The organism is Polynucleobacter corsicus (assembly GCF_018688255.1).
Taxonomy (GTDB): Bacteria; Pseudomonadota; Gammaproteobacteria; order Burkholderiales; family Burkholderiaceae; genus Polynucleobacter; species Polynucleobacter corsicus.
In genome coordinates this window covers 831,148-843,879 of the sequence record NZ_CP061314.1, presented here as the reverse complement: position 1 = coordinate 843,879, position 12,732 = coordinate 831,148, and the positions used below count along the sequence as shown (strand labels likewise).

Below are 12,732 nucleotides of genomic sequence, written 5' to 3'. Positions count from 1 at the left end.
AGTTAAAGCGGATTGCTATACCTAAGTATTTGATTCTACTACTAGGCTTTTTCAATAGCGAAGCGCTGATTTATTTTATAAACCCCCTCTTTTTTGGGGGTTATTTGGGAACTTTGAGGTCTCGGCCGAGTAAAAAGATTTCTGAAGACTTGGCTCGAGAGGCTTTTGGCTTTCTGGAAGCTACTGTTTTAAAGACCTTTTTAAAGGATTCCACGATCTGACTATAGCCACTGCCGTTAAAGCACTTAATTAATAGAGCCCCGTCAGGCTTGAGGTGTTGAACCGAAAAATCCAAGGCAATTTCTGCCAAAAAGGCCATTCGAGCCGCATCTGCCACCCCTACTCCGGATAAATTGGGGGCCATATCGGACATCACAAAGTCGACTTTTCCATCCGCATTTGCCGGTAAAAGCGCCTCTAGCGCCTTTAAACCCTCATCGTCACGAAAATCCCCCTGAATAAAGGAGACGTCCGCAATATCCTCCATCGGCAGAATATCGATCGCAATAATGATTCCATCAGGCTTACCAGATTCAATATTGGGATTATTTTTACCGAGCTCGGTCAGACGATTTCGAGCGTACTGAGACCAACTCCCAGGAGCACTCCCAAGATCCACAATCGTCATACCTGCTTTGATGAGTCGGTCCTGCTCATCTATTTCGCTCAGCTTATAGACTGCTCGCGCGCGATAACCCTCTTTTTGGGCCATCTTCACATACGGATCATTGAGGTGATCCTGTAACCAACTTTTATTAAATTTATTCTTTGCCACAACTTACCCACTTTCGTCATCTATTTTCCTTGTTTCCGCTCTACAAGGCAAAAGGAATCGACTCGAAACATCTGGATATTGGCTCAAATAAGCCCGAAAGCCCTGTTTTACAAGCCCTAATGCTCTATCATCATGTCCATGACTGCACTTACTATTACCCCCGCACAACGTAAATCCCTTAAAGCCGACGCTCATGGCCTCAGCCCAGTCGTCATGATTGGTGGCGATGGCCTGACCCCTGCCGTGATTAAAGAGGCTAAATCAGCCATCTCTCATCACGGCTTGATTAAAGTTCGTGTTTTTGGCGATGATCGTGAAGCACGCATCGCTATCTATGAAGAGCTCTGCGATAAACTCGGTGCCGCACCCGTTCAGCACATTGGAAAATTATTGGTGCTTTGGAAGCCGATTGATGTTGTCGATGCAGCACTCGTTAATTTGAGCAGATCTAGCAAACAAACCAAGAAAACATTACAAGCGCCTCGTACTAAGCGCCAACCAAATCGCGTAGAAGCGAAGGCCGGTGTTCGCACTAGTATTTCTGAGAGATCAGATCGACGCTCAGCAGCGAGCAAATCCCCCTTTGAGAGAGTGGCTGCTGCCAAAAGCGCTGCCGCCCCTAAGAAACGGGTTCTACGCGCTGATGCAGCAGAATCAAAAATTGGTTGGTCGTCACCAGGTTACCGCAAGGCAGTTGCGGCACCTGCACCAATAAAGAAACGCAAAGTACGCATGAGTAGCACCAAGAAGAAATCACTGGGCTCTTAATCTCTGGAGAATTTAAAATTACTGCAGTTGAAAAACGTCGCTAGTCGGCGTTTTTTCTTTTGGCTTACCTCTTAGTGAGTCGCCAAACTAAAAAGATTCCCAAAAGACTCTGCAGCATAAATAGAATGCTGGAGACGCCATGCAACCTTCCGAACACAGTGGCTGAAGGAGAAAGCATGACTGGCATGCCTTGAAGGAGAGCATCATCTCGCAAGCTATTCATCCAGGGAATCAAGATAAAGCTAGCTGCGATTGCGCACAGTAACATTGCCAACAAGATCCAGCGAATGAGCTTAAATTGATTGAGGCCGCGCTTCACCAGGAGATTGGCCAGAACCATCAGGCCAATGCACACAATCATACCAAGATAAGCCTCTAATTTAAAGATGCTGCCAGCAACCATTCCGGCAGCTTGACGATCAGTCATTGTGCTGAAGATAGCTGGGGCGACTAAGTAGCCTACAGTGAGTAGGCTACCTACCCATAAACCCGCAATCACAATAAAGAGTCTTTGAGCCACTAGGTGCTTTGGAGTCTCCACACTCTGCATATCAGCTCTGCTTTGTATTAGATGTAACGAACCGCAAGAATTTCTACTTCGCGATTACCGCCAGGGGCCTGAACTGAGACGACATCACCCTTTTCTTTGCTGATCAAAGCACGGGCTATCGGTGAGCTAATGGAGATCTTATTAAATTCAATATCGGCTTCATCGTCACCCACGATCTGATATGTGAGCTTAGTGCCATCTTCTAGGTCTTCAAGATCAACGGTTGCACCGAATACGATACGACCGTTCACATCCAAGGTAGCCGGATCAATGATTTGCGCTGCAGATAACTTTCCCTCAAGCTCCTGAATGCGACCCTCAATAAAGCCCTGCTTCTCTTTAGCAGCGTCGTACTCTGCATTCTCAGAAAGATCGCCCTGTGCACGCGCCTCAGAAATGGCATTAATCACGGATGGACGCTCTACATGCTTTAAGCGATGTAACTCTTCTTTGAGGAGTTCTGCGCCATGCTTGGTAATTGGGATTGTGCTCATGCTTCTTACCTAACTTAATTTAATTGAGAGTCTTGTGTAGATTTTGCAATGAATACACCTCAAGCGACTCTTTGTTGCCATTTTTCGAAGCCAATAAACCGTCCATCACCGCACGTGCCGCACTAATGGTGGTGTAGTAAGTCACATTATTAGCTTGAGCACTAGTGCGAATGGAGCGTGAATCTGCAATTGCAGTACGAGTCTCATCAACCGTAGTAAACACCAGGGAGATCTCACCATTCTTGATCAAGTCAACAATGTGTGGGCGACCATCCTTAACCTTATTCACTACGCGTACTGGTAAACCAGCCTCCTCAATCGCTGCGGCTGTGCCTTTAGTAGCAACCATGGGGAATCCCAGTTGATGCAAAAGCTTAGCTACTTCAACTGCTTTAGGCTTATCGCTATCTTTGACGGTTAACAACACAGTGCCACTCTTAGGCAGTTTGATTCCTGCTCCTAATTGGGATTTGAAGAGGGCTTCACCGAAAGTCTTACCAACACCCATAACCTCACCTGTAGAGCGCATCTCTGGCCCTAGGATCGGATCAATGCCAGGAAACTTATTGAAAGGGAACACAGCTTCTTTTACTGAGTAGTAAGCTGGCTTGACTTCATTCAGAATGCCCTGCTGTTTCAGAGTTTGACCCACCATGCAGCGAGCTGCAATCTTGGCCAACTGCAAACCAGTGGCTTTAGATACGAACGGAACGGTACGAGAAGCGCGCGGGTTTACTTCGAGCACATAGATGACATCTTTACCATCGACGTGCTGAATCGCAAACTGTACGTTCATCAAACCAACCACGTAAAGGCCTTTAGCCATCGCCGCAGTTTGACGTTTGATTTCTGCAATGGTCTCATCTGATAAAGAATATGGCGGCAATGAACAGGCAGAGTCACCTGAGTGAACACCGGCTTGCTCAATATGCTCCATCACACCACCGATAAATACCTGCTGACCGTCACTGATGCAGTCCACATCACACTCAATCGCATCGTTCAAGAAGCGATCTAGTAATACTGGTGAGTCATGGGACACTTTGACCGCTTCACGCATGTAGCGCTCAAGATCACGGCCATCATGAACGATTTCCATTGCGCGGCCACCTAGTACGTAGGAAGGACGCACCACCAATGGGTAACCAATTTCTTCGGCAAGCTTCAGAGCCTCATCTTCCGCACGAGCAGTACGATTCGGCGGCTGACGCAAATTCAACTCATGCAATAACTTCTGAAAGCGCTCACGGTCTTCTGCAGCATCAATCATGTCTGGTGATGTACCGATGATTGGTACGCCATTAGCCTCGAGATCCAAAGCCAACTTCAAGGGAGTCTGGCCGCCATACTGAACGATCACGCCTTTTGGCTTTTCAATAGCGACGATTTCTAAAACATCTTCTAGTGTCAATGGCTCAAAGTACAAGCGGTCAGAAGTATCGTAATCAGTAGAAACGGTTTCTGGGTTGCAGTTCACCATGATGGTTTCATAACCATCTTCGCGCATTGCCAAAGCTGCGTGAACGCAGCAGTAGTCAAACTCAATACCTTGACCGATACGGTTTGGACCGCCGCCCAAAACCATGATCTTGTCTTTAGTGCTTGGCTGAGATTCACACTCACCATGCTCTGCTTCGTAGGTGGAGTACAGATACGCAGTGTTCGTAGAGAACTCTGCAGCGCAGGTATCTACCCGCTTGTAGACTGGCACTACTTTGAGACGATGACGTGCTGCGCGAACGGAAGAGGCATCTACTCCAAGCAATTTCGCTAAGCGACGATCTGAGAAACCTTTTTGCTTAATGAAGCGCAACTCAGGCGCTGACAAGCTATCGAGCTTGCGCTGTTTGAGCTCAGTCTCCATGGTGATGAGTTCTTCGATTTGCTCCAAGAACCAAGGGTCCACCTTAGTCTCGTTGTAAACCTCATCTAAACCCATACCCATACGGAAAGCGTCTGCCAAATACCAAATACGGTCTGGACCTGGCTCACCAATTTCTTGAATGATGTCATCTAAGTCTGTGGAGACCTCATCAAGACCATCAACACCAACCTCTAAACCACGTAGCGCTTTTTGGAAAGACTCTTGGAAGGTGCGGCCAATCGCCATCACCTCACCGACGGACTTCATCTGTGTAGTTAAACGAGAATCTGCTTGCGGGAATTTCTCAAAGGCAAAACGAGGAATCTTCGTGACTACGTAATCGATTGAAGGTTCAAAGGATGCCGGAGTAGCGCCGCCAGTGATGTCATTCTTTAACTCATCTAAGGTGTACCCCACTGCCAGCTTCGCTGCGATCTTGGCGATCGGAAAACCAGTTGCCTTAGAAGCCAAAGCAGATGAACGTGAAACACGGGGGTTCATCTCAATGACGATCATGCGGCCGTCAATTGGGTTAATGGAGAACTGCACGTTTGAGCCACCAGTATCTACACCAATCTCACGCAATACCGCAATTGAGGCATTACGCAGAATTTGATACTCTTTATCCGTCAAGGTTTGTGCAGGAGCAACCGTGATCGAATCACCGGTATGCACGCCCATCGGGTCTAAGTTTTCGATTGAGCAAACGATGATGCAGTTATCAGCGCGGTCACGCACCACTTCCATCTCGAACTCTTTCCAACCTAAAAGAGACTCTTCGATCAAGAGCTCACGGGTTGGCGACAAATCTAAACCGCGCTTACAAATCTCTTCAAACTCTTCACGGTTGTAAGCGATACCACCGCCTGATCCACCCATGGTGAATGAAGGTCGAATGACTACCGGGAAACCTAAACTATCAGTCTCCTTCTGAATACGTTGCTGCACTTCATGCGCTTCATCCATGGAGTGCGCAATGCCAGACTTCGCAGAACCCAGACCAATCTTGGTCATCGCATCTTTAAACTTTTGACGGTCTTCCGCTTTATCAATCGCTTCTGGTGAAGCACCAATCAATTCACAACCGTATTTTTCGAGAACGCCATGACGATGTAAATCGAGTGCGCAGTTCAAGGCAGTTTGACCGCCCATCGTTGGCAAAATCGCATCGGGATTCTCAGTGGCAATAATGCGCTCCACTACTTCCCAAGTAATTGGCTCGATGTAAGTCACATCCGCCATCTCAGGGTCAGTCATGATGGTGGCAGGATTGCTGTTCACCAAAATCACTTTGTAACCTTCATCACGCAACGCTTTACAAGCTTGCGCACCAGAATAGTCAAACTCACAGGCTTGCCCAATCACAATTGGACCAGCACCAATAATCAGGATGCTCTTAATGTCGCTACGCTTAGGCATTATTTGCCCCCCTTATTACTAACAGCGGCAGCATTCATGAGCTCCACAAAACGATCAAATAAATAGGCAATATCGTGAGGGCCTGGTGAGGCCTCAGGATGTCCTTGGAAACACAAAGCCGGCTTATCTTTCCAAGCCAGACCTTGCAGTGATCCATCAAATAAAGATACGTGCGTAACGCGAATATTGTCAGGCAAAGTATTCGCATCCACCGCAAAACCATGGTTCTGAGAGGTAATCGCTACGCGCCCAGTATCCAAATCTTTTACCGGGTGGTTTGCGCCATGGTGACCAAACTTCATCTTCAAAGTTTTAGCACCAGCAGCCAAGCCCATAATTTGGTGACCCAAGCAAATACCGAAAGTTGGAACACCCTTCTCAATAATTTCTTTAGCAGCAGCAATCGCGTAATCACAAGGACCGGGATCTCCGGGGCCATTTGAGAAGAACACACCATCGGGATTCATTGCCAACACTTCTGCGGCGCTAGTTTGCGCAGGAACAATCGTTAGCTCACAGCCACGCTCAGTGAGCATGCGCAGGATGTTACGCTTCACACCAAAGTCATAGGCTACGACTTTTTTAATTGGCTTGCTTACATCCAAGGATCTATATGCAGGAACTCCATTAGGGCCATGCAGATCCCACTCGGCTTCACGCCACTGGTATGGCGTTTTTGTTGTCACGACTTTAGCCAGATCTAAACCAGCCATACCTGGGAAGGCTTTGGCCAGCTCTAAGGCTTTCTTACTGAGAGTCTCTACATCATCACCCAACTTGCCAGCGACGATTGCGCCTGACTGAGCGCCTTTATCGCGCAGAATGCGGGTGAGCTTGCGGGTATCGATACCAGAGATACCGACTACGCCCGCCTTAGTCAGGTAGCTATCGAGAATTTCTTCAGAGCGGAAATTCGAGACACGCTTAGACAGGTCCTTCACAACCAAGCCAGCCGCATGAATTTGATCCGACTCAGCGTCTTGACCGTTTACCCCAACGTTTCCGATGTGTGGATAAGTTAAGGTAACAATTTGGCGTGAGTAACTAGGATCAGTGATGATCTCTTGATAGCCCGTAAGTGCCGTATTGAAAACAACTTCGCCGGTAGTTTCGCCAGGGGCGCCAATACTAAGACCAGGAAATATAGTGCCGTCAGCTAAAGCCAACACGGCGGGAGGAAAAGAAGGAAGCAAGGGTGACAAACCATCTCCAGTCCCTGCTCCATCCGACGCTCAACACCCCAAAAAGACCAACCCAGGACTGTTTGTGCGGGAGGTGAGTGTCTTTAAGCGCTAGGGTAATTTATTAAGTTTTGAACCCTTGAATCATACCAGTTTTGCGTATAAACCCTTGGATTCCCAGCCAATTAGGCCTGCAAGGTAACAAGCCCCTAAGTCACACGACCAAGGGGCTTGTTTTTGATGCTGCCAAGCCAGGTTTAAGACTTTGCGCTTTGCTCGATGATGGTCTTAATTTGAGCTAAAACGGCTTGATCTTCCATCGTGCTGATGTCACCAGGATCGCGCCCTTCAGCTACAGCCTGGAGAGCACGGCGCACGATCTTGCCTGAACGGGTCTTAGGCAAGGCGGTGACTACATAAACCCGACCTGGACGAGCAATCGCTCCTAAAGTGGTGTCGACGGTTTTCATACACTCTGCTTCTAGAGTGGCTGTATCGGAGGCATCCTTTGGAATCACAAAAGCAATGGCCGCTTGACCCTTGAGTTTGTCCTCAATCCCCACCACTGCGACTTCAGAGATATTCGGATGACTAGAAATACTCTCCTCGATCTCACGGGTACCCAAACGATGGCCTGCGACGTTAATCACGTCATCGGTTCTACCTAAGATAAAGAAGTAACCGTCTTTGTCCTTAATACCCCAATCAAAGGTTGAGTAAATCATCTTGCCGGGGATAGTTTTCCAATAGGTACTTACAAAACGCTTATCGTCACCCCAGACTGTTTGCATGCAGCCTGGAGGCAAAGGGCCTTCAATCGCAATCACGCCCTTCCGATCTGGGCCCAACTCTTCCGAAGTAGCGTCATCCAATAGCTTCATGTTGTAACCAAATGACGGGACACCCGGCGAGCCAAACTTGTGTGGCATCACTTCCACCCCACGCTGAATTGCCAACATGGGCCAACCTGTTTCTGTCTGCCAATAGTTATCCACGATCGGCTTCTTAATCGCATCATGAATCCAGGTTGCCGTTGGCTCATCCAAGGGCTCGCCTGCCAAGAACAAAGCACGCAAGCTCGAGAGATCGTATTTAGTTAAGAAGGCAGGATCCTGTTTCTTGAGAACACGCACTGCAGTTGGTGCAGAGAACATGACTGATACCTTGTACTTCTCAACCAGCCCCCACCAAATGCCCGCATCAGGGCGTAAGGGCGTGCCTTCGTACAGAATGGTTGCCATGCCGTTTAGCAATGGCGCGTAAATGATGTAGCTATGACCCACCACCCAACCAATATCGGATGTGCAGAACATGGTCTCACCGGGATTACCGCAGAAGATGTGTTTCATGGTGGAAGCCAAGGCGACCGCATAACCACCAGTGTCGCGTTGTACGCCTTTAGGCTTACCAGTAGTGCCAGAGGTATACAAAATATAGGAAGTGTGAGTTGCATCTACCCACTCAATCGGCACTAAATCATCGAGGTGCTTTTGGCGCTCAGTTGCGTAATCCAAATCACGACCAGCCACTGTAGCGAACTCAGTAAGACCGCGATTCACGATCAGAACTTTTTCAGGCTTGTAGCTTGCTAGCTTGATTGCCTCATCGAGTAAAGGCTTATAAGGGACTGCTTTACCACCACGCGCGCCCGCCTCTGCAGTCACAATCATTTTCGGTTTGGCATCGTCAATACGTGATGCCAAACTATGCGATGCAAAGCCACCAAAGACCACTGAGTGAATTGCACCAATACGTGCACAAGCGAGCATTGCAAAACAAGCTTCTGCAATCATCGGCATGTAGATCAATACACGAGCGCCCTTTTGAACACCGTTCGCTTTGTAGATGGCAGCAATACGATTGACTTCTACGTAGAGCTCTTTAAATGTGTATGCTTTTTCTAGATTGGCTTCTGTTGAAACAGCGACTAGCGCGATTTGGTTTGCGCGCTCTTTGAGGTGACGGTCAACTGCGTTGTAGCAAAGATTGGTTAATCCACCCTCAAACCATTTAGCAAACGGGGGGTTTGCGTAATCCAGAACTTGATTAAATGGTTTTTCCCAATGAATGAGTTTTGCCTGCTCTCCCCAAAATCCATCTGGGTCTTTAATAGAGCGTTCGTGTTCTGACTTGTAGGACATGGTCAACCTAAATAAGTAAATTAAAGTATCTGGACTTACTGAATCTTGCTGGCTCCCTTGCTAGCCGAAGTCTTAGGGGCAGAGTTATTTGGATTCGAAGATCCATTTTTCGCAGATTTTGCAAGCCCTGTCGATGCGGATTTATGCTGAGTTGCAGAAGATTTACCCTTTGCGGCAGCTTTTCCAGTCTTTGCCGCTGCGCACTTAGCCCCTTTTGCACAATTTTTAGGCGCTGGCGGCGCTGGCTTATCTAAACTGAGGCTACCGTTTTCAGCCAATGCTACCGAAATATCACCGGGGCGATGGTTAGTTTTAGGCACCAAAACCGTTGAACCCGCCCGAATTCTCATCCCTTTGGGTATGCCATTGACTCCCCTTAAGGTATCCACATCAACACCAAGCGTTTTTGCTGCTTGATCAACCGATTCCGTCTTAGTCACTTGTACTGCCGACCAAGAAGATAGTGGCTTGGTGTACTTCTTGAGGTTTGCCTGGAAGACCTCGGCATGCCCAAAAGGCAGCAAGATTTGCTGATTAGCGTTACTCAAAATAACCGGCTTATTAAATGAGGGGTTCAGGCTATGAAACTCGTCCTCCGGAATTTCGCTCAACTGAATTACCAGGGCCACGTCGATATCAGACCCGACATCCACAGCAACGAAATAAGGATGGTTTTCTAAATCCGGTAGAACAATGCCGTAAGCCTGCGGGTCTAAAACAATTTGTCGGTAAGCCATTAACTTCGGAACATAGTTTCGAGTCTCGTTGGGCATCTTGAGACTGAGGTAATCCGTTGGAAGTCCTGCAGCAAGATTGCGTTTCTGGGCTTTTGAGACATTACCAGCCCCCCAGTTATAGGCAGCCAGAGCAAGATCCCAACTGCCGAATTGTTTGTGTAGACGCTGCAGATAATCCAATGCCGCATCAGTAGATTGCAAGACATCCCTACGCTCATCCCTAAAGACGTTTTGCGTTAATTGAAAATCTTTACCAGTTGCAGGCATAAATTGCCACAAGCCCATAGCCTTAGCGCTAGATTTAGCATTGGTTACGAAAGCACTCTCAACAAACGGAAGCAAAGCGATCTCCGTTGGCATATTGCGCGCATTCACCTCTTGGACGATATAGAACAGATAGCGTGATGAACGAGCCATTGAGCGATGCACATAGTCTGGGCGTGCGCTAAGCCAACGTACTTGCTCGATCTCTAACGGTGTATTCATAGGCTCCATCTCAAAGCCATCCCGAATCCGAATCCAAAGATTGCTCGATGGTGCATATAGTTCGCTTACAGATTGATTTTTGAGATTGACCCGCTTCGCTTTAGATGCACGTGGATCCTGACGTGTCGGGGTATCCGAAGACCAATCTCCCGTGCTGGCACAACCTGAGAGTGCAGCAATCATGAGGATTGCTGCATAGCGCCACAACATCAGAACCGATCCTTCCACGCCCGAATTACCGCCAATACATGAGCAGGCGTAGGTAGCAATTTTTCGCCAGAGACCTCGAAAGCGGCATCAATCACAGCCTGTTGATCACAGCGCATGAATGGATTGACTTGTAGTTCTTGCCCAATAGTCGTTGGCAATGTTGGTAGATGTTGATCGCGCAGAGCTTTAGCAGTTTGCGACCAAGTAATCAGATTGGCATTGTTGGGCTCAACTGCCAGCGCAAAGCGAATATTGGATAAGGTGTATTCATGAGTGCAATACACCAGAGTATTTTTGGGTAAGGCGATGAACTTCGCGAGAGACTGGCTCATCTGGGTTGGAGTGCCCTCAAACAAACGACCGCAGCCAGACGCAAATAAGGTATCGCCACAAAAGAGCATGGGCTCAACTACATTAGCCTGCATGTTCGCAAAGTAAGCAATGTGACTCAAAGTGTGGCCTGGTACCTCGTAAACCTCAAAGCTAATACGTGGCGCAGCGACTTCTACCTTGTCGCCTTCCATCAGGGCATGCGTACGACCCGGAATATCAATCGCAGCTGGGCCATAAACTGGGATAGTCGAACCAAGAGCATTGAGCAAAGTAACAATGCCGCCGGTATGGTCTGCATGGTGATGGGTGATTAAAATACCAGTCAGGGTCAGCTTATTTTGCTCAAGGTATTGCAGTACGGGAGCAGCATCACCTGGGTCGACAATCAGGGCAGACTGGCCATCGTGGATACACCAGAGGTAATTGTCATCAAAAGCCGGTATCGGCCAAACTTGCAATAAAGTATTCTTCACCATAGAACCATGATACCAACCCCATCCACCCCCTCCCAGATGCCTGCACCACCATGGAGTTCGTGGGAAAAGTGGCTTCAGTCGCCTCCAGGGCGCTATGTACTAGCCTGGGAACAGAAATGCTTTAATCAAATCGTGGCCGATGTCTTTGGTTTTTATGCCGTACAAATGGGTTTGCCGCAAATCAACACCTTGGCAGAGAACCGCATGCCCTTGCACGCGCTACTGATGAACTCTCATGATCGCCAAACACAGGCTGGGCAGTTTAATTGGCATCAGATTGAAGGCAATGCCAATGAGCTGCCCTTTGCTTCTGAATCCATTGATTTATTAGTCATGCCACATGTCTTGGAATTTGCTGCTGATCCCCATCAAATTCTGCGAGAAGCTGAGCGCGTTCTGCGTCCTGAGGGCCGCTTGATTATTTCTGGATTCAATCCAGCTAGTCTTTGGGGCGTGCGCCAATATCTCAGCAGATTAATCGGCACCCCCTATTTACCAAGGGATGGGCAATTTATTGGCCTTCTCAGAATTAAAGACTGGTTGCAGTTGCTGAACTTCTCACTAGATAGAGGCCATTTTGGTTGCTACAAGCTTCCCTTGAGTGGTGAGTCAGGTATGGCCAAAATGGACTTCATGGAGCCTGCTGGCAACCGCTGGTGGCCTATTTTTGGGGCTGTTTTCTTAGTTTCGGCCATTAAGCGCCAGCAAGGCATCCGCCTGATCGGACAAGTTCAAGGTCTTCGCATCCCAGCCATCACTCAATTAAGCCCAGTAGCTGAAAGTCGCCAACAGTTAGCAAATAAGCAAGACCGAGTAAATTAACGGCATGTCTCATACCAAACCACTGCCTCATATTGTCATTTACACCGATGGCGCCTGCAAAGGCAATCCAGGTCCCGGGGGCTGGGGTGCCGTCCTACGCTCAGGTGGCCATGAAAAGCACCTTCATGGCGGCGCTGAACACACTACCAATAATCGGATGGAAATTAGCGCCGTCATTCATGCGCTGCGAGCCCTGAAGCAGACTAGCTCGGTTGAGCTATGGACTGACTCTCAGTACGTTCAAAAAGGTGTGACTGAGTGGCTAGAGGGCTGGAAAAGGAGGGGCTGGAAGACCGCCAGCAAAGATCCCGTCAAAAATGCTGATTTATGGCAAGAATTAGACGCCCTCATCCCAGACCATCAGATCTCCTGGCATTGGGTTCGTGGGCACAACGGCCATCCTGGAAATGAACTGGCAGACCTCCTAGCAAACAAAGGCGTGATGGAATTTCTGCCCTAATTGGGATCAGGGCACT

At 48.3% G+C, this 12,732-nt stretch carries 11 protein-coding genes; 3 read left to right on the top strand and 8 right to left on the bottom strand.

Going from position 1 to position 12,732, the window contains the following annotated elements; genetic code table 11:
• Positions 1–100: 100 nt before the first annotated feature.
• Positions 101–775, bottom strand: a complete 675-nt coding sequence (locus C2747_RS04360) for an RlmE family RNA methyltransferase (protein WP_215332723.1) — start codon at positions 773–775, stop codon at positions 101–103.
• A 132-nt stretch (positions 776–907) separates the two neighbouring features.
• Between C2747_RS04360 and C2747_RS04355 the strand changes: the two genes are divergently transcribed.
• Positions 908–1,543, top strand: a complete 636-nt coding sequence (locus C2747_RS04355; RefSeq protein ID WP_433915505.1) for a YhbY family RNA-binding protein — start codon at positions 908–910, stop codon at positions 1,541–1,543.
• A 64-nt stretch (positions 1,544–1,607) separates the two neighbouring features.
• Here the strand turns inward: C2747_RS04355 and C2747_RS04350 are convergent, their stop codons facing one another.
• The 7 genes from C2747_RS04350 to gloB all read right to left on the bottom strand — a co-directional run bounded on the left by C2747_RS04350 (position 1,608) and on the right by gloB (position 11,434).
• Positions 1,608–2,093, bottom strand: coding sequence for a DUF4149 domain-containing protein (locus C2747_RS04350; RefSeq protein ID WP_215332721.1), 486 nt, complete (start codon positions 2,091–2,093; stop codon positions 1,608–1,610).
• 17 nt (positions 2,094–2,110) lie between these two features.
• Positions 2,111–2,587: a transcription elongation factor GreA gene (gene greA / locus C2747_RS04345; RefSeq protein ID WP_215332719.1), complete on the bottom strand. Its 477-nt coding sequence runs from the start codon at positions 2,585–2,587 to the stop codon at positions 2,111–2,113.
• Positions 2,588–2,606: 19 nt separating this feature from the next.
• Entirely contained in the window at positions 2,607–5,870 is a 3,264-nt protein-coding gene (carB, locus tag C2747_RS04340; RefSeq protein WP_215332717.1) for a carbamoyl-phosphate synthase large subunit, read from the bottom strand.
• On the bottom strand, positions 5,870–7,063 hold the full coding sequence (gene carA, locus C2747_RS04335) for a glutamine-hydrolyzing carbamoyl-phosphate synthase small subunit (RefSeq protein ID WP_215333070.1): 1,194 nt from the start codon (positions 7,061–7,063) through the stop codon (positions 5,870–5,872). The genes carB and carA overlap by 1 nt, the downstream gene beginning before the upstream one ends.
• Before the next feature lie 245 nt (positions 7,064–7,308).
• Positions 7,309–9,192, bottom strand: coding sequence for a propionate--CoA ligase (locus C2747_RS04330; protein ID WP_215332715.1), 1,884 nt, complete (start codon positions 9,190–9,192; stop codon positions 7,309–7,311).
• A gap of 35 nt (positions 9,193–9,227) precedes the next feature.
• On the bottom strand, positions 9,228–10,625 hold the full coding sequence (locus C2747_RS04325; RefSeq protein ID WP_215332713.1) for a transglycosylase SLT domain-containing protein: 1,398 nt from the start codon (positions 10,623–10,625) through the stop codon (positions 9,228–9,230).
• Positions 10,625–11,434 carry a hydroxyacylglutathione hydrolase gene (gene gloB / locus C2747_RS04320; RefSeq protein ID WP_215332711.1) on the bottom strand — a complete coding sequence of 270 codons (810 nt, stop codon included), beginning with the start codon at positions 11,432–11,434 and terminating at the stop codon, positions 10,625–10,627. The genes C2747_RS04325 and gloB overlap by 1 nt, the downstream gene beginning before the upstream one ends.
• 6 nt (positions 11,435–11,440) lie before the next feature.
• Here gloB and C2747_RS04315 point away from each other — a divergent pair, with 6 nt between their 5' ends.
• Together C2747_RS04315 and rnhA are read left to right on the top strand one after the other, a co-directional pair.
• Positions 11,441–12,256, top strand: a complete 816-nt coding sequence (locus tag C2747_RS04315; RefSeq protein ID WP_215332709.1) for a class I SAM-dependent methyltransferase — start codon at positions 11,441–11,443, stop codon at positions 12,254–12,256.
• 4 nt (positions 12,257–12,260) lie between these two features.
• Positions 12,261–12,716 carry a ribonuclease HI gene (gene rnhA, locus C2747_RS04310; RefSeq protein WP_433915504.1) on the top strand — a complete coding sequence of 152 codons (456 nt, stop codon included), beginning with the start codon at positions 12,261–12,263 and terminating at the stop codon, positions 12,714–12,716.
• Positions 12,717–12,732 lie beyond the last annotated feature (16 nt).

Excerpts from the sequence above, each read along its gene's own strand:
- greA (WP_215332719.1), bottom strand. The coding sequence starts at position 2,587 with ATGAGCACAATCCCAATTACCAAGCATGGCGCAGAACTCCTCAAAGAA.
- C2747_RS04350 (WP_215332721.1), bottom strand. The coding sequence starts at position 2,093 with ATGCAGAGTGTGGAGACTCCAAAGCACCTAGTGGCTCAAAGACTCTTT.
- carB (WP_215332717.1), bottom strand. The coding sequence starts at position 5,870 with ATGCCTAAGCGTAGCGACATTAAGAGCATCCTGATTATTGGTGCTGGT.
- C2747_RS04325 (WP_215332713.1), bottom strand. The coding sequence starts at position 10,625 with ATGTTGTGGCGCTATGCAGCAATCCTCATGATTGCTGCACTCTCAGGT.
- C2747_RS04355 (WP_433915505.1), top strand. The coding sequence starts at position 908 with ATGTCCATGACTGCACTTACTATTACCCCCGCACAACGTAAATCCCTT.
- gloB (WP_215332711.1), bottom strand. The coding sequence starts at position 11,434 with ATGGTGAAGAATACTTTATTGCAAGTTTGGCCGATACCGGCTTTTGAT.
- rnhA (WP_433915504.1), top strand. The coding sequence starts at position 12,261 with ATGTCTCATACCAAACCACTGCCTCATATTGTCATTTACACCGATGGC.
- C2747_RS04330 (WP_215332715.1), bottom strand. The coding sequence starts at position 9,192 with ATGTCCTACAAGTCAGAACACGAACGCTCTATTAAAGACCCAGATGGA.
- C2747_RS04315 (WP_215332709.1), top strand. The coding sequence starts at position 11,441 with ATGATACCAACCCCATCCACCCCCTCCCAGATGCCTGCACCACCATGG.